At 37.0% G+C, this 16,444-nt stretch carries 17 protein-coding genes; 4 read left to right on the top strand and 13 right to left on the bottom strand.

Annotated elements, in window-relative coordinates; all coding sequences use genetic code 11:
- Positions 1-301: 301 nt before the first annotated feature.
- Positions 302-1,513 carry a GTPase HflX gene (gene hflX / locus H344_RS0105565; RefSeq protein ID WP_026809405.1) on the bottom strand — a complete coding sequence of 404 codons (1,212 nt, stop codon included), beginning with the start codon at positions 1,511-1,513 and terminating at the stop codon, positions 302-304.
- A 77-nt stretch (positions 1,514-1,590) separates the two neighbouring features.
- Here hflX and H344_RS0105560 point away from each other — a divergent pair, with 77 nt between their 5' ends.
- Complete coding sequence (locus tag H344_RS0105560; protein WP_026809404.1) at positions 1,591-2,562, top strand: endonuclease/exonuclease/phosphatase family protein; 972 nt, start codon at positions 1,591-1,593, stop codon at positions 2,560-2,562.
- 97 nt (positions 2,563-2,659) lie between these two features.
- On the opposite strand, the gene H344_RS0105555 is transcribed toward H344_RS0105560, so the two are convergent.
- From H344_RS0105555 to hemA, 12 genes are all read right to left on the bottom strand, one after another.
- The gene (locus tag H344_RS0105555; protein WP_026809403.1) at positions 2,660-3,373 is read right to left on the bottom strand and encodes a 3'-5' exonuclease; all 714 of its coding nucleotides are present in this window, start codon (positions 3,371-3,373) and stop codon (positions 2,660-2,662) included.
- Positions 3,374-3,821: 448 nt separating this feature from the next.
- Positions 3,822-4,295 (bottom strand): methylated-DNA--[protein]-cysteine S-methyltransferase, encoded by a 474-nt coding sequence (locus H344_RS0105550; RefSeq protein ID WP_026809402.1) that lies wholly within the window; start codon positions 4,293-4,295, stop codon positions 3,822-3,824.
- A complete protein-coding gene (locus tag H344_RS0105545; RefSeq protein WP_026809401.1) occupies positions 4,295-5,416 on the bottom strand; it encodes a CNNM domain-containing protein in 1,122 nt (373 codons plus the stop codon). The genes H344_RS0105550 and H344_RS0105545 overlap by 1 nt, the downstream gene beginning before the upstream one ends.
- Before the next feature lie 227 nt (positions 5,417-5,643).
- Entirely contained in the window at positions 5,644-6,618 is a 975-nt protein-coding gene (hemB, locus tag H344_RS0105540; protein WP_026809400.1) for a porphobilinogen synthase, read from the bottom strand.
- Between the two features lie 70 nt (positions 6,619-6,688).
- The gene (locus H344_RS0105535) at positions 6,689-7,072 is read right to left on the bottom strand and encodes a YchJ family protein (RefSeq protein ID WP_026809399.1); all 384 of its coding nucleotides are present in this window, start codon (positions 7,070-7,072) and stop codon (positions 6,689-6,691) included.
- Positions 7,073-7,134: 62 nt separating this feature from the next.
- Entirely contained in the window at positions 7,135-7,302 is a 168-nt protein-coding gene (locus H344_RS21840) for a hypothetical protein (protein ID WP_169514952.1), read from the bottom strand.
- 15 nt (positions 7,303-7,317) lie between these two features.
- A complete protein-coding gene (gene hemF, locus H344_RS0105525) occupies positions 7,318-8,220 on the bottom strand; it encodes an oxygen-dependent coproporphyrinogen oxidase (protein WP_026809398.1) in 903 nt (300 codons plus the stop codon).
- Between the two features lie 45 nt (positions 8,221-8,265).
- On the bottom strand, positions 8,266-9,021 hold the full coding sequence (locus tag H344_RS0105520; protein ID WP_026809397.1) for an EI24 domain-containing protein: 756 nt from the start codon (positions 9,019-9,021) through the stop codon (positions 8,266-8,268).
- A gap of 190 nt (positions 9,022-9,211) precedes the next feature.
- The gene (gene hemE, locus H344_RS0105515; RefSeq protein ID WP_026809396.1) at positions 9,212-10,240 is read right to left on the bottom strand and encodes a uroporphyrinogen decarboxylase; all 1,029 of its coding nucleotides are present in this window, start codon (positions 10,238-10,240) and stop codon (positions 9,212-9,214) included.
- 91 nt (positions 10,241-10,331) lie between these two features.
- Positions 10,332-11,036, bottom strand: a complete 705-nt coding sequence (locus H344_RS0105510; protein WP_026809395.1) for a uroporphyrinogen-III synthase — start codon at positions 11,034-11,036, stop codon at positions 10,332-10,334.
- Between the two features lie 26 nt (positions 11,037-11,062).
- Positions 11,063-11,977: a hydroxymethylbilane synthase gene (hemC, locus tag H344_RS0105505; RefSeq protein WP_026809394.1), complete on the bottom strand. Its 915-nt coding sequence runs from the start codon at positions 11,975-11,977 to the stop codon at positions 11,063-11,065.
- On the bottom strand, positions 11,968-13,224 hold the full coding sequence (gene hemA, locus H344_RS0105500) for a glutamyl-tRNA reductase (protein ID WP_026809393.1): 1,257 nt from the start codon (positions 13,222-13,224) through the stop codon (positions 11,968-11,970). The genes hemC and hemA overlap by 10 nt, the downstream gene beginning before the upstream one ends.
- A gap of 202 nt (positions 13,225-13,426) precedes the next feature.
- Between hemA and H344_RS0105495 the strand changes: the two genes are divergently transcribed.
- From H344_RS0105495 to H344_RS0105480, 3 genes are all read left to right on the top strand, one after another.
- A complete protein-coding gene (locus H344_RS0105495) occupies positions 13,427-14,317 on the top strand; it encodes a helix-turn-helix transcriptional regulator (RefSeq protein ID WP_026809392.1) in 891 nt (296 codons plus the stop codon).
- Between the two features lie 171 nt (positions 14,318-14,488).
- The gene (locus H344_RS19735) at positions 14,489-15,310 is read left to right on the top strand and encodes a ThuA domain-containing protein (RefSeq protein WP_034256192.1); all 822 of its coding nucleotides are present in this window, start codon (positions 14,489-14,491) and stop codon (positions 15,308-15,310) included.
- A gap of 277 nt (positions 15,311-15,587) precedes the next feature.
- Positions 15,588-16,016 (top strand): GNAT family N-acetyltransferase, encoded by a 429-nt coding sequence (locus tag H344_RS0105480; protein ID WP_026809390.1) that lies wholly within the window; start codon positions 15,588-15,590, stop codon positions 16,014-16,016.
- Positions 16,017-16,444 lie beyond the last annotated feature (428 nt).

Here is a 16,444-nt window from a genome sequence, read left to right as displayed (position 1 = left end):
ATATTTTATAATAAAAGCCCTCTATTTGAGGGCTTTTTATTTGGTTGGTTAAGTAGGAGTTCAGTTAGAATTTATAATTCTAATAACTTTTAATATAAGTGCCAATTCGGGGAAAAAGGACTATTAAATATTATAGCTTTAACACAATTTTGGGGCAATGTTATTGCTTAAATACAATGTAAAGATAATAGCTAATTACGGCCTAGGACAATTTATGTTGTGAAAGTCCATTAACCTGTTGTGAGCGGGATAAAGGGTATTCTCACTAGACCAACAACCATAGTTCTTTAAATACCATTAGTTAATATTCGTCTAAATTTTCAGGATATAAGAAATCGTTATAAGGGAACCTAGTAATATGTATATTTTTCACCTCATCATAAACTCGCTTTCTGAAGTCCTCAAAATTCTCTTGATTAATAGCAGATATAAATATAGCATTATCACCCACACGTTTCATCCAGGTTTTCTTCCATTCTTCAAGGGTAAAATGCTTACTTGTCCTTTCTGTAACTAGGTCGTCCTCATCAATAGTCTCATGTTTGTATTTGTCTATTTTATTGAAGACCATAATAACCTTTTTATCGCTACTATGAATTTCTGCTAGGGTTTGGTTTACGGATTCAATATGATCCTCAAAACTAGGATGTGAAATGTCTACAACATGTAAAAGAAGGTCTGCTTCTCTAACTTCATCCAAGGTGCTTTTAAAACTCTCTACCAGCTGTGTAGGTAGCTTTCTAATAAACCCTACCGTGTCGCTCAGTAAAAAAGGAAGGTTTCCTAGAACCACCTTTCTTACTGTGGTGTCTACTGTAGCAAATAGTTTATTTTCTGCAAAGACCTCGCTTTTACTTACTACATTCATTATGGTAGATTTACCCACATTGGTGTATCCTACTAGGGCTACACGTACTAGAGCACCTCTATTTCCACGTTGGGTCTCCATTTGCTTATCTACCTTGGCTAATTTTTTCTTTAACAAGGAAATACGGTCACGTACAATTCGTCTATCCGTTTCTATTTCTCGCTCACCGGGTCCTCTCATACCGATTCCCCCTCTTTGTTTATCTAAGTGAGTCCATAAACCAGTTAAACGTGGTAGCAAATATTCGTATTGGGCCAATTCTACCTGAGTGCGTGCATAGCTGGTCTGTGCTCTTTGGGCAAAAATATCCAGTATCAGGCTGGTACGGTCCACTATCTTACACTTTAATTGCTTTTCAATATTCCGCTGCTGACCAGGGGTAAGTTCGTCATCAAAAATAACAGATCCAATGTCGTTCTCTTTAACGTACGCTTCTACTTCTTTCATTTTCCCACTCCCAATAAAGGTTTTGGGATTGGGTAGGTCTATACGTTGAACAAAACGTTTACGTACTTCTCCACCTGCAGTATAGGTGAGAAATTCTAATTCGTCTAAATATTCCGTTACTTTTTCTTCATTTTGGTCCTTATTCATTACTCCTATAAGAACCGCTGTTTCATGATCTATAGTGTTTTTCTCTAGCATATATCTGTTTATATCTACAAATCTAATGAATAGTTGGGAAGGGTTTTGCTAATTTAGCATTCCATTAAACGATTTGAATGGATTTTTCGGTTTTTAGTAGGAAATTTGAGCAGAATCTGCATACTATTGCGTTTTATAACCTTGAGAACCTGTTTGATACCACTTTGGATCAGTATACTCGGGATATAGATTTTACCCCCAATGGCTCTAGAAAATGGACAATTAGACGCTATACAAGAAAGTTGGAGAAATTAGCAGCCACCATTCCTAAAATTGGGTTTGATGTAACGGGAAAGCCTCCTGTACTCGTTGGTGTTGCTGAGGTGGAAAAGGGGAGTGTGGTGCAAGCCCTATTGGACACAGCGCCTATAAGAGAGCATAATTACGAATATGTACATTACAAATCCCCTGACGATAGAGGTATGGATACTGCACTGATTTATCATAGGGATCATTTTAACGTTATACAGTCTACTCCTATACCTTTAATTTTACAAACTACCAATGGGGAGAAGGAGGCTACTAGGGATATATTGTATGTGCATGGCGTATTGAATGGGGAGGTAGTCCACATTTTTGTGAATCATTGGCCATCTAGAAGAACTGGTAATCATGAATCGGATTATAAGCGGATAGCTGCAGCGAAAACTATAAATTCCTTTATGGACCATATTGAGGAAGAATTTAAAGCTCCCAATTATATTGTGATGGGCGATTTTAATGATGGACCTGCCTCAGAAAGCCTACAAGCGCTTATGAGTTCTGATAGGCTCTATAATCCCATGGAGGCTTTGCGCTCTCCTAGCCGAGGCAGTGTTAGTTATAGGAGATCTTGGAGCCTCTTTGATCAAATACTAATTTCCCATAATTTTTTAAATCATAAGGCAGGTACCCATAGCTTTTGCAGTGCCGATATTTTTGACAAGTCTTTCTTAATGGAATCTAAGGGCAGGTATAAAGGAAAGCCTTTTAGGACCTTTGTAGGGGAGAAATATAATGGGGGATATAGCGATCATTTGCCAGTTTTTGTGCAGCTAGCGCTTAATTGATACAGCACTTTGTACTACTACTACTACTACTACTACTACTACTACTACTACTACTGCATTGTTTTGGGCTTGTTCTGAGGTAATCGATTTTTAACTCTTAAACCCTTTTTATTTCATCTTCTTCCAAAAGCTTATCTCCACGAAGCCTTAAAAAGACCTGTGCAGTGGTGATAACATCTAATTCACAGTATTTAATGATTCGCTCCAAATTGTTTTCTTGGTAGTAGACCTCCTTCACCATACTTCCATCTATATCTTCTTTGGGAGAAGGAATACCTAGTACATTGGCCATAAGTTTTAGGGAGGTGTAGTGTTTGTAATCCCCAAATTTCCAAAGTTCCATGGTATCTAGGTGTGGAATTTCCCAAGGCTTTTTTCCAAATAGATTTAGTTTTTCCGGTAAAGCAATGCTATGGATAATCATCCGTCTTGCGATATAAGGGAAATCGAATTCCTTCCCGTTATGTCCGCATAATAGATGTTTAGGGTGATTAAAATGGGTGTCCAATAATATTTTAAACTCATTTAAGATTTTGGATTCCTCCCCATGAAATGAGGTGACTCTAAAATTTCGTTCGTGGTCGTTAATATTGAAATACCCTACGGAAATGGTAATGATTTTACCAAATTCTGCCCAAATTCCAGCGCGGTCGTAAAATTCTTCAGCGCTATATTCATCTTTTCGTTGGTACTGGGATTTCTGTTTCCAAAGGTCTTGTTTCTCTTCTTCTAGCAAATTGAAATTTTCTTCTTCTGGTACAGTTTCAATATCTAAAAAGAGAATATGTTCCAAGTTCAGCTTTTGTAACATAGGCTGGGTTATTTTCTATCAATAGGTTAAGATACAAAAATCAATTAGGTTCTAATGTTACTGATTATGTCAAAACTTATAAATTGTACCATTATTACAACTACTAGAATGTATTTGCTTATACATTTTTGCTTACCGTATTAAATAAGGGCTATAGTTCAAAATCCGTGTCTCTTGGTGTGGTTTATTCCATATGTTTAGATAGATTTTTGCCTTTGAATGCATTAAATTCTTCTAAGAAAATACCGTTGATTGATGCTCTAATATTAATATCTATTAAGAGTGTGTAAAAGCTTAAAACAGACTAATAGGTTGGTCAGCATTTATGGGTAAACTGTAGTATTTTTTAGGAAATGCCGTGTTATGGTAGATAATTCCGCTATAATGTCATTTTATTCTAAAAAAGGAGTGTGATTTTTGCTGTTACCAACCAAGTAGTTGGTAAATATTAGAAAAGAGATTGTTGTTTTACTGGACTTTCATGTTCTAAAAGCCATTTTTTACGATGTATTCCTCCTGCATACCCGGTAAGGGAGCCATCACTTCCAATTACTCTATGGCAAGGGATTACAATCCATAAGGGGTTTTTACCATTGGCAGAGGCTACTGCTCTTATAGCTTTGGGGTCACCCAAGGTTTTGGAGAGCTCCATATATGAGGTGGTCTTTCCGTAGGGAATTTGCTCTAGTGCTTGCCAAACTCGTTTTTGAAAATCGGTGCCTTGCGGATTTAACAGTAGGCTAAATTGGGTTCTTCTGCCTTCAAAATATTCTCTTAATTGATACACGGCATCCTCTAAAACTTCGGGGAGTATGTCACTCAATTTTTCATCTCCATCTAAAATGGAAATACTATTTATGCCATTTTCATCGCCTTGTAATTTGGCAACTCCTAAAGGAGTATTAATGAAGGCGGTTTCCATTATTTCTTTGGACTTTCTTCTTCTCCAATTCCCATTTTTTTAGCGCGTTCGCTCCAATTTTTTCGTGCTAGGTGCTGTAAATCTTCAACCCTGTCATTTTCATCCATAATTTCTAATCCTAAAAGGGTTTCAAAAATATCTTCCATACTAATCACCCCACTAAGAGAGCCGTATTCATCTACCACCAAAGCAATATGTTCGTTTTTGGATATGAAGGTTTCAAAAAGTTCAGGAATGGGCGTTCTTCGGTTGCTTACCAAGATATCTCTCTTAATAGAGGAAAGAGGTGCGTTGCCATTGTTTCGGATAATCTCTTCTAACACATGATCTTTAAGTACAAAGCCACTTATATTGTCAATAGTCTTGCTGAAAACCGGTATTCGTGAAAAAACCATTTTAGGGTTGGCGTCATAAAATTCTTTTATACTGATATCTTCTGATGCAATTTTCATAACGGCCCTTGGGGTCATGATATCTTTTACTAATACCTCTTTTAGGTTTAATAGGTTCCTAATGATGTTAGATTCCGATTCGTGAAAAACTCCTTCTTCATGAGCAATATCGGTCATGGCAGTAAAATCTTCCCTACTTAACACACTTCCCTCCATGCCCTTGTTACCCACAAGTTTAGTGAAGAGTTGCAATATCCATAACAATCCAGTCCACTTAAGGGCCCACACCATTATTTTTAGGGTTTTGGTAGTGAAGTTCACTAGTTGTTTCCAATAGGTAGCCCCAATAGTCTTTGGGATTATTTCTGAAGCAACAAGAATTAAGATGGTCATAATAGTAGAAACCAGTCCTACCATGGCACCCTCGGTAAATTCTATACCTAAAATAGCTACTTTTGCATCAGCATAGATTTCGGAATAGGCCACTTTTGCTTGTACCCCTACTAATATTGCACCAACGGTATGGGCTATAGTGTTTAATGTTAAGATAGCGATAAGGGGTTGGTCTACATCATTCTTTAAAATTTCTAGATCATTGGCGTATGATTTTCCCTCCTTTTTTTTAAGGTTGATAAAAGTTTGGGGTACACTCAACAAAACCGCTTCCAAGATGGAGCAGAGGAAGGAAAATAAAATAGATATAAATGCAAAAAAGATTAGTAAGCCCATAAAATTCGGATAGAATACTAAAGTAATAATAAATTTATAATCCTTAGGTGTTGCTAGGCATATGGATTAAAATATATTGAAATTGAGTTTAAAATAAATGATAAATGGATTTTTGTGATGCTTTTGGTCCTTGCTGAATGGGATATATAATAAAAAGCCTTGAGGAGTATTCTTCAAGGCTTTTTATATTTAGGTGTTCTCTTCATTAAGAAGTGACGCAAATTTATTTATCCCATTAATTTTACAGCATCCTTAGCAAAGTAACTAGCAATGATATCGGCACCTGCTCTTTTAATTGCGGTTAATTGCTCCATCATTACAGCGTCGTGGTCTAACCAGCCTTTTTCTGCTGCTGCTTTTAGCATGGAATATTCACCAGACACCTGGTATACTGCCACGGGAACGTCTACGTGATTCCTTACTTCCCTAACAATATCCAAATAACAAAGTCCTGGTTTTACCATTACGATATCTGCACCTTCATCAATATCCATTTCTGTTTCTCTAATGGCTTCTAACCTATTGGCGTAGTCCATCTGATAGGTTTTTTTGTCTCCAAAACCAGGTGCAGAATCTAAGGCATCCCTAAATGGGCCGTAAAAGGCACTCGCATATTTAGCACTATAGGCCATAATACCTACATTGGTGTATCCTTCGTCTTCAAAGGCCTCTCGGATACTTAAGATTCTTCCGTCCATCATGTCGCTAGGAGCTACAAAATCAGCTCCGGCTTCTGCGTGGCTAAGGCTCATCTCTGTGAGGATCTCTACGCTATCGTCATTTACAATTATCCCATCTTCTACAATACCATCATGTCCAAAGGAAGAATAGGGGTCAAATGCCACATCTGTCATTACTAACATCTCTGGACAGGCATTTTTAATAGTCTTTATGGCGCGTTGCATTAGCCCTTTGGGGTTTACTGCTTCTTTGCCTTTATTGTCTTTTAAATTCTCCGGAACCATGACAAATAATAGAACAGATTTTAATCCCATTGCCCATAGTTCTTTCACCTCTTTTTCTAATAGGTCTAAACTTAAACGATAATAGTTAGGCATAGAAGGAATCTCTTGCTTAACGCCCTTTCCTTCTACTACAAAAAGAGGCACTAAAAAATCGTTGGGAGTGATAATGGTTTCCCTAACCAGAGAGCGAATAGCCTCATTGGTGCGGAGTCTTCTATTTCTTATTAGTGGGTGCATATGTAAATTTATTTTTATTATTCAAAGATAAGGGAACAGCTTCTAACGCGTATGGTTTTGTGTGGCTTTATTAGGCCAATCCCAAATACTGCCAGATGCCATTTTCCTTTATAAAGTTAGATTTCTCATGGATTACATCTACCTGTCCATTTTTAAAAAAATAGGCATTAAAGGTAACCGTACCCTTGGTGTCATTTTTTCTTCCATTGGTAGTTTCTAAAACTTCTAAACGAATCCAACTAACAGATTTTGCCCATGTTATTATGGAATTCTTTTCCTTTATAGGTCTGCTGCTCATGTGGTGACTTTCCATCAGATAATCGCCATTTGCTAATACAAAGGCGGTATACCTAGAACGCATCAATTGTTCAGCGGTGGTTACTGCGGATATATTCTTGTGTGCTATCTCACAACAATCAGAATACGGCTTTTGGGTTCCACAAGGACAGTTCATGATATTTTTATTGCTGGCATTCAATTATTAATTGCCATTAGAGACTTGGAATGCTATCTAGATTAATTTGTATCTTCTTTTTTCTGCTGGTCGGAATGTTTATTAAGAATCGCTTTTAAGCGCTCCTTTCGCATTTCCTGTTCTTTTTTTAGTTTATTTTTCTTTCGGTTTACCAGCTTAGTATGCTTTGCCTTATTTAGAGTATTCTTTTCTTTTCCTTTCTTTCCCATAAAGTTGTTTGTGAATTAGGCCCATTCTTTTGGTTGTGCCAATACCTTTATGAGACGTTCTTCTTCACTTCCTTTTTCGGGATGATGATCATAACGCCATTGTACATGAGGAGGGAGACTCATTAGGATACTCTCTATTCTGCCATTGGTTTTTAGTCCAAAGAGCGTTCCTTTGTCATGTACCAAGTTAAATTCTACATACCTTCCACGCCGAATTTCTTGCCAATCTCGTTGTTCTTGGGTATAGGGCAATTCTTTTCTTCTTTCCACAATAGGCACGTAGGCCTCTAGAAAACTATTACCTACTTCTATTTCAAAATTATACCAATCCTCTATACTCATTTTTTCGGTTGTTTTTAGATAGTCATAAAAGAGACCACCTACCCCACGAGCTTCATTTCTGTGGGAATTCCAAAAATATTGGTCGCATCTTTTCTTATAAGTAGGATAGAAGGATGGATCGTGTTTGTCACAGGCATTTTTACAAACGGTATGGAAGTGTTTAGCATCTTCATCAAACAGGTAGTAGGGGGTAAGGTCTTGTCCGCCTCCAAACCATTGATCCACTACATTTCCTTGTTTATCGTACATTTCAAAATAACGCCAGTTAGCATGTACTGTGGGTACCATTGGGTTTTTTGGATGAATTACTAAACTAAGTCCACAGGCGAAAAAATCGGCATCCTTAACCCCAAAATAATTTTGCATGCTTTCTGGTAAAGCTCCATGAACGGCAGAGATGTTAACTCCTCCTTTTTCAAAGACAGCACCATTTTCTATAACTCTAGTTCGGCCTCCACCTCCTTCGGCACGTTTCCATAGGTCTTCTTTAAAAACTGCGGAACCATCTACTTCTTCTAATTTGGCAGTTATTTTATCTTGAAGTTGTACTATGTAGTCGTAAAATTTATTTTTCATTTTTTCATTTTATAGCCCTACAAGGTTTTAGGCTTGTTGCAGGTTTTATTTGTTTTGTAAATCATTCTTCGAATTTAACAGGGCAACCGTCCTAGTGGTGGCCGCTGTTACGGACAAGGGCAATACTAGGATTACCCCAATGACCGGGATAAAAAGAAAGAGCATAAAAATAATTCCATTTCCTATAGCCAATCCTTTATTCCGTTTTACAAACTGCACGCTTTCGCTATAGTTAAAATGTCGTTCTAAAGTATAGTCCATATTTCCAAATCCGGCATAGTAGGCCTGTACTAAAAAGAGTAAAATGGTAGAGACTAGTCCAATTACAGGAATAAGTCCTAATAAAAAGATGGGAATAGTTAGTGCTAGTTCCATTCCTAGGTTACGCAAATTTATGCGTAAGCCGCGCCATAGTTGTTGAAGGAAACTGGTATTTCTATGGCTATGAGGGTCCTTTCCTAACAGGTGGGCTTCTATTTTTTCTGATACCGGACTCATAAAAGGGGCGGAGAGGGCCATTACAATGTGTTTGTAAAGAATAAATCCTATTACAATAATTAATAGGCCGCTAAATATCTCACTTATGATTAAGACGGTTTGCTTGCCCCAATCATAGGGCCACGATTGGGTAATAAATAATCCTATATTATCTGAAAGTCCATAGGCGGTAGAAAATATACTTGCTGCAGTAATAAGGCTAATGAGGATGGGTATCCAAAAGTATTTCCAAAGCCCGAGTAGGGAAATGATCTTAAAAGTACCTGAATAGGCTTTGATACCATTTAGAATATTTTTGATCATTTGCTATGTTTTTGCGTAAGCGATTAAAGTGACATCCTTTTATTTTTAGAAACTATTTTTTAAGAAGTAAACCTCTTTAATATAGCCTTAGCTTAAATAGTGAGATGCCGTTATAAAATAAAAGATATAACGGAAAGCGCGACCCTTTTTTGCAATTAAGCAAAAAAGGGATACGCCCCATTAATCTTTACTAGCTTCCGTATTCTTTTACGGCGTCTATAAAGGCTTTGGCATTGTCTAAAGGTACGTGGGGAAGAATACCGTGACCTAAGTTTACCACATATTTGTCTTTCCCAAACTCGTTGATCATTTGGGTAACCATTTTTTTGATTTCTGCAGGTGGTGATAACAATCTGTGTGGGTCAAAATTCCCTTGCAGGGTTATATTACCTCCAGATAGGTATCTAGCATTCTTTGGAGAACATGTCCAATCTACTCCTAGAGCAGAGGCTCCAGATTTTGCCATATCTCCCAAGGCGAACCAGCATCCTTTACCGAATACAATTACGGGTGCTTCGTCTTTTAGCGCATCTATAATTTGCTGAATGTATTGGAATGAAAATTCCTGATAATCTACCGGAGAAAGCATGCCTCCCCAAGAATCGAACACCTGAACAGCATTTACACCTGCCTTTACTTTAGCTTTAAGGTAAGCAATAGTAGTATCTGTAATTTTCTGTAGCAATTGATGTGCTGCTATTGGATTGGTAAAGCAAAATTCCTTGGCCTTGTCAAAGGTTTTACTACCCTGTCCTTGTACTACATAGCACAAAATAGTCCATGGAGATCCTGCAAATCCGATTAATGGAATTTCATCGTTTAATAATTCTTTGGTCCCTTTTATAGCCTGCATTACATAATCTAACTCCACATTTACATCTGGAATGATTACATTATCTACGCCTTTTTGGTCTCTTACTGGGTTGGGTAAGTATGGTCCAAAATTAGGTTTCATCTCCACCTCTATGTTCATAGCCTGTGGAATAACAAGAATGTCGCTAAATAAAATGGCAGCATCCATCCCATACCTACGAATAGGTTGTACGGTAATTTCACTCGCTAATTCTGGAGTTCGGCATCGCGTGAAAAAATCATATTTTTCTCTGATCGCCATAAATTCTGGCAAATACCTGCCTGCTTGGCGCATCATCCACACTGGTGGTCGCTCTACTGTTTCTCCTTTTAACGCTCTTAGGAATAAATCATTCTTTATGCTCATAGTATAAGATTTAATTTCCGTCTCTCCATATTCAATGCTATTTGCGCTTGTAACAAGCATTTACAGATCGGTTTGCGGATTAAACGACTTATTAATTTATTTTAGATTTATAATGTTCTATTACTTTTTCTAAGACACTTTCCACTGTTGGTTTTTTGGCGATTATTATATTGGAGGTGTGCTTTTTAGCTTCTGCAGCAGTAGTGGTCCCTATGCAGAAGGCAATACTTTCCTTTATAGAATTTTTTATCTGGTAACTTTGTATTCCAGTTGGGCTAAAGAAAAGAATACCATTAAATTGCTTTGTAAAAGCTTTTGGATTTGGGCTGTTTTCATAAACCACCTGCTCTTTAAAATGGATGTTATTTTCTTTTAACCTCGTCGGAATTTCATAACGTCTTTTATTTCCACAAAGGAATAAAAATGACGTATTTGCGTACTGCTCTACCAATATCTTAGCTAATTCTGCTCCATAATGAGTAACAGCTATCACTTTAATATCATTTTCTTCCAAAAGAGCCTTAGTCTTTTCCCCTACACAATAGGCAGTAATTTGGGAAGTAATTGTACTAATATTTTCCTCTCCGTTGAGGTTATCCTTTTGCTGAATGTTTTTTAGAAAGGCTTTTACCGTATTCTGACTGGTAAAGATGATGTGTTTATAAGACGTGTCTATCTCCTGATGTAGGAGGTCTATTTTTAACGAATCATACTCCGCCAATTGAAATTTAGGATTGGAGAGTATGGCCTTTTGGGACGTACTGAGAATTTTGGTAGATAGTAGGCTTATGCTCATGGATGTCTATTTTTTTCCGAGCATGTTTATGCTAGTTCTTTTTTAATTTCTACCATCATCTCCTTGCCGCCATTTTCTAAAACCTCTAAAGCACATGCCTTTCCCAAACCTTTATAATCTTTGCTAAGAATGGTTTTGTCGATAGTTATCTTTTCTTTGCCATCTAAAGAGAGTAGTACACCTTTAAAATGTAAGTTGTTATCTTCTAGGGTGGCTAATGCGCCAATTGGTGCAGAGCAACCCCCTTCTAACACCTGAAGAAATTCGCGCTCTACATGAGTGCAAATTTCTGTAGGTTGGTGATTAAGTTTCTTTATGGCCTCGGTAGAAAAGGCATCGTTTTCCATGGTAACTACCACCATAGCACCTTGAGCTGGAGCAGGTATCATCCAATCCAGATCTATATGGTTTTCTGGTAATACTTTGATGCGTTCTAAACCTGCCTTAGCAAATATAGCCGCATTCCATGGGTTATCTTGTAGTTTTTGTAGGCGGGTATTTACATTTCCGCGTATATCGGTAACACCATGTTTAGGGTACCTATTTAGCCATTGTGCTTGTCTTCTTAAACTTCCAGTGGCTATAATCCCTTCACCGTTAAGGAAATCTAATCCCTTGTGTACTAAAATATCTTGTGTACTTGCTCTGGGCATTACAGCAGATTGTACTATTCCCTTAGGTAGGCGTGTAGGCACATCTTTCATGGAATGTACTGCAATATCTACCTGTCCATTAATCATGGCAATGTCTAACGTTTTAGTAAAAACGCCTACAATCCCCAATTCATAAAGGGGTTTGTTAAGTAATAGATCACCAGTAGATTTTACAGATACAATCTCGGTCTTATAGCCGAGTGCCTCTAATTCTGCTTGTACGGTATGGGCTTGCCATAGTGCAAGTTGACTATCGCGAGTGCCAATTCTTATTGTTTTCATTTTGATTCCACTTCTAGTTGAAAAACTCGTTGAATAAGTTCTAAACTGGTATCGGAATCAATTTCTTTGTCCTTTAAATGATTGGCAAATTGCGTGGTAATTTTCTGAATTACACGTTCGGTTACAATATCTGCCTGCTTAGAGTTGAAATTTTCGAGTTTCTTTCGCTGAAAATCCAACTCCTCGTCCTTCATTGTTTTTAGCTTCTTCTTTAAAGCTTTAATTACCGGTGCAAATTTTCTAGTTTCCAACCATTTGATAAAATCGTCCTTTACCTCCTCTATAATTGCTTCTGCCTGGGGTACATATTTCTTCCTGTTTTCCAAGGTTTCATCAGTCATTTGTGATAAATGATCTAGATGTACCACCGTTACGTTATCCAATTCGGTAACATTTTCAGCTACGTTTTTAGGGATAGATAGGTCTAAAATTAATAATGGTTTTTTAGTATGAATTAACTCCTTGGAAATAGTAGGGGTTTGGGCACCTGTAGCAACAATAAGGACATCGGTGTTACGAATCTCCGTTTGTAAGTCCCCATAGTCCTTTACAATTAAATTGAATTTACCAGCAATTTTTTCCGCCTTAACCTTGGTGCGGTTTATGAGGGTAATATGTGAGTTTTTTGTATGTTTTATAAGGTTTTCACAAGTGTTTCTTCCAATTTTTCCTGTTCCAAAAAGGAGAATGTTTTTTTCAGAAACCTCGGGAATTGTATTAATAATGTAATGAACCGATGCGAAGGCTACCGATGTTGCTCCCGATGAAATTTCAGTTTCATTCTTTATACGTCTGCTTGCCTGAATTACAGAATTACACAATCGTTCCATAAAGGGTTGTGCCATTTTAAGCTTTTTAGACCTGTTAAAGCTTTGGCGCAATTGACTAATTATTTCGAAATCACCTAAAATCTGACTGTCTAAACCGGTTCCCATTCTATAAATATGGTTAATGGCCTCATTGTTTTTGTAGACATAGGCTACTTCTTGGAACTCTTCCAATGACCCTTGCGTATTGTCGCATAACAACTTTATCAATTGGAAGGGGTGTTGGGCAAACCCATATAGTTCGGTTCGGTTACAGGTAGAGGTGACCAATAAATCATCTAGGTCAATCAACTTTGCCTGTTCAAGAAGGCGACTAATCGCATTCTCGTCCAAACTGAATTTACCACGAATAACAGCGTCTGCCTTTTTGTAGTTAAGGCCTATCGCATAAAAAGAACTGTGTTTGGAAATATTATAATCTTTCATAAGATCTCTTCAGAGCGCCACAAATTTAAAGGCAACAAAGTTATTAAAATAACGCTAGGGGAACAATAAGTATCGATTGTGGTATTTTAACCTTATTTTAGTATATAAACGCCGCTAATGCTATATTTTAGCGGTAATGGAGGTTTTTTAGCCTCCCTCTATTTAGAATGCATCTAAATAGATTTGTATATAAAATTAGATTATGGAAGAGAAAAACATCGCTGGAGGTTCATTTGAAGAGATTTTTGTTGAGGATGGCTTTTATGTTTTAAAAATACAGAACGATAGTGTTGAGAATCAAGTTATTACTAGGGAGATAGACAGTACTCATATTCAATTTCACTTTTGTTTAAAAGGAGGTGCTAAGTTTATCTTTAATGAAGGGAGGTACGCTTTGGAAGTTGCTGAAGACAATTCTTTGTTACTTTATAATACTCAGGTAGATCTGCCTCTTAATATGGAATTGAGTCCCCATTCTTGGATGGTTTCTGTGGTGATGACGATTCGTAAGTTTCACTCTCTTTTTTCTAAAGAAGCCGATTATATTCCTTTTTTAAGTGCGGAGAATAAAGATAAGAAGTATTATTCTCAAGACCCTGTATCGCCAGCCATTGCAGTAGTATTGAGTCAGGTTATGAATTATAACCTACACCGGTCTATAAAAGAGCTGTATATTAAAGGTAAGGTATACGAGCTTATTTCACTGTACTTTAATAAAACCGGTGATACGGATATGGAGCAATGTCCGTTTTTGGTAGATGAGGATAATGTTAGGCGTATTAGAAAAGCCAAGGAAATCATTATTTCTCGTATGGCCGAACCTCCAACTTTAGTAGAGCTTTCAGAAGAAATAGGATTGAGTCTAAAAAGGTTAAAAGATGGTTTTAAGCAAATTTATGGAGATACAGTTTTTAGCTTTCTATTCGATTATAAGATGGAATACGCCCGAAAAATGTTGGAAACAGGGAAGTACAATGTGAATGAAGTGGGATTAAAAGTGGGGTATAGTACGGCGAGTCATTTTATATCTGCTTTTAAGAAAAAGTACGGTACAACTCCAAAAAAATATCTGATGTCTATGTCTAATGGATAGCGATGCTACTTAAGTAAGTATGTTCAGACGAATTAATAGGCGGTTTTCTTATTTTATCTTGAGTTTTAGATTTTTATAGGCATTTATCTTATTGAATTCCGTTTAAAAAGCTGCCTTAAGTTCAATTTATTTATCGATATTTAGCATTCATAAAGAAAAACACACAACTATATGAAACTATTTAAACCCGTTCTGGCATTTATTGCCTTGGCATTTGTTATTGGATGCGGTAGTTCTAAGATTCAGGAAGAGGTAATATTAAACCCACATTTACATGCTGATTCTGAAATCAAGGCCAAGCGTTTGGTACCTGCTAAACAAATACATAAAGATCAAATCTTGGTTTTTACAAAGACTAATGGTTTTAGGCACGGTTCAATTGAAAAAGGAGTAGCTACCTTGGTAAAGCTAGGTGTGGCCAATAATTTTCAAGTAACTCAGACAGAGGATTCTCTTCAATTTAATACCGATAACCTTAAAAAATACCAATTGGTAATATTTTTAAATACTACTATGGATGTTCTTGGCGATGCGGAGGAAGCTGCCTTTGAAGAGTATATACGTAGTGGAGGAAGTTTTATGGGGGTACATGCTGCTGCGGATACAGAGTATGAGTGGCCGTGGTACGGCAAGTTAGTGGGAGCTTATTTTATTAGTCATCCCAAGCAGCAAGATGCAGTAATAGAAGTTGTAGATCAGAATCATCCGGCAACGGCACATTTAGCCTCAACATGGACACATTTTGATGAATGGTACAATTTTAAGGATATTAATCCTGACGTAAATGTACTGATGAAGTTGGATGAAAGTAGTTATACTGGCGGTAAAAATGGGGATAATCACCCTATCGCTTGGTACCATGAATATGATGGAGGTAGAGCTTTTTATACTGGTCTAGGCCATACAGATGAAGCGTATGACGATCAGAATTTTAGGCAACACCTTGTGGGTGGTATTGAATACTGCCTAGGCAGATCAAATGCGCCTTATTAATTATTGAAAATTATTGCTAGGGTTTTAGCTTTCTATCCTTAAATAACCACCAAACTACATTATATAGTCCCGTCCCCTAAGGAATGCTAAATAGATTTTAGTCTTTTTGGGGCGGGATTTTTTTGTAGGCCTTAGAGCTTTGGCTACAATCCCAAAAACCTTTCTTATCTTAGCAAATTGAAAATTTAAATGAACGATGCTTTCTGTATAATAGTGATATTTGATATCTCTATTCTCTTTTCTTGAAGTAAGAAAGTTAAAAATTAAAGATACCCGTATGAAAATAGCCATTTTGCAGCCATCGGATGTAAATGATAGCATTGCACAACAAGCCAAAGACTTATTTTCTCAATTAAATGCCTCTATAGAGCAAGTAAATCTTGCGGAAATGTTTAAGCCAGAGAATGAAATCACCTTTGCGTACTGTATGGACAAGGATAAGTTGGTAGGTATGGCGCTCATGTGCGCCTATACTGTAGTGTCTGGTTATAAGGGTTGGGTAGAAGATGTGGTAGTAGATAAAACTTATCGCGGACAAGGGTTAGGACGTAAATTAATGGAGAAGCTCGTAGATGAAGGCAAGAAAAAAGGCCTATCAGAAATATTGCTGTTTAGTAACGATAAGAGAGTTGAGGCCATTACGCTCTATAAAAGCCTTGGTTTTAAACAAAAGGAAAGTCGTATTTACGTGTTAAAAACAAGCTAGAAATAGCTTTATAAATTAATTAAGTAATTAAAGCCATCGCTACTTATTTTGTAAGTGATGGCTTTTGTGTTTCTACTCTTCAATTTATTCTTTCCATACATCATACAAAGGAAGTAGTCTCAGGGCGTTTACCTTCTAATAAGACTAGTTATATTTCCTTATACTTCTGAAGATAGTTTTGTGTAAGCAAGACAAATTTTGATCGGAATTCGATAAAATTCCGTTGGTTATTTTCTTTTATCCTGATTATATTGCTGTTAGTTGTTGTGATGATAAATTGTCATTGTTCAAAATGGTAATTTAAGGAGGTCTGCATTGCTTTTTGCAACTCCAATTACCAGTACCGCCAACCATGTAGGGTAACAGTTTACCTAACCCGAAGTCTAGTACTCAGGGCGTTTAAGATTTCGACATTAAAATTATGTAAT

Origin of the sequence: Arenibacter latericius DSM 15913, assembly GCF_000424985.1 — a bacterium.
GTDB classification, from domain to species: domain Bacteria; phylum Bacteroidota; class Bacteroidia; order Flavobacteriales; family Flavobacteriaceae; genus Arenibacter; species Arenibacter latericius.
This window is presented reverse-complemented; position numbering and strand designations above follow the sequence as displayed.

Bases quoted from the DNA above. Each gene is read 5' to 3' on its own strand.
- H344_RS0105560 (WP_026809404.1), top strand. From the start codon at position 1,591: ATGGATTTTTCGGTTTTTAGTAGGAAATTTGAGCAGAATCTGCATACT.
- H344_RS0105520 (WP_026809397.1), bottom strand. From the start codon at position 9,021: ATGATCAAAAATATTCTAAATGGTATCAAAGCCTATTCAGGTACTTTT.
- H344_RS0105510 (WP_026809395.1), bottom strand. From the start codon at position 11,036: ATGAGCATAAGCCTACTATCTACCAAAATTCTCAGTACGTCCCAAAAG.
- H344_RS0105550 (WP_026809402.1), bottom strand. From the start codon at position 4,295: ATGGAAACCGCCTTCATTAATACTCCTTTAGGAGTTGCCAAATTACAA.
- hemF (WP_026809398.1), bottom strand. From the start codon at position 8,220: ATGAAAAATAAATTTTACGACTACATAGTACAACTTCAAGATAAAATA.
- H344_RS0105495 (WP_026809392.1), top strand. From the start codon at position 13,427: ATGGAAGAGAAAAACATCGCTGGAGGTTCATTTGAAGAGATTTTTGTT.
- hemB (WP_026809400.1), bottom strand. From the start codon at position 6,618: ATGCACCCACTAATAAGAAATAGAAGACTCCGCACCAATGAGGCTATT.
- hemA (WP_026809393.1), bottom strand. From the start codon at position 13,224: ATGAAAGATTATAATATTTCCAAACACAGTTCTTTTTATGCGATAGGC.
- H344_RS0105480 (WP_026809390.1), top strand. From the start codon at position 15,588: ATGAAAATAGCCATTTTGCAGCCATCGGATGTAAATGATAGCATTGCA.
- H344_RS0105555 (WP_026809403.1), bottom strand. From the start codon at position 3,373: ATGTTACAAAAGCTGAACTTGGAACATATTCTCTTTTTAGATATTGAA.
- H344_RS21840 (WP_169514952.1), bottom strand. From the start codon at position 7,302: ATGGGAAAGAAAGGAAAAGAAAAGAATACTCTAAATAAGGCAAAGCAT.
- hemE (WP_026809396.1), bottom strand. From the start codon at position 10,240: ATGAGCATAAAGAATGATTTATTCCTAAGAGCGTTAAAAGGAGAAACA.
- hflX (WP_026809405.1), bottom strand. From the start codon at position 1,513: ATGCTAGAGAAAAACACTATAGATCATGAAACAGCGGTTCTTATAGGA.
- H344_RS19735 (WP_034256192.1), top strand. From the start codon at position 14,489: ATGAAACTATTTAAACCCGTTCTGGCATTTATTGCCTTGGCATTTGTT.
- H344_RS0105535 (WP_026809399.1), bottom strand. From the start codon at position 7,072: ATGAACTGTCCTTGTGGAACCCAAAAGCCGTATTCTGATTGTTGTGAG.
- H344_RS0105545 (WP_026809401.1), bottom strand. From the start codon at position 5,416: ATGGGCTTACTAATCTTTTTTGCATTTATATCTATTTTATTTTCCTTC.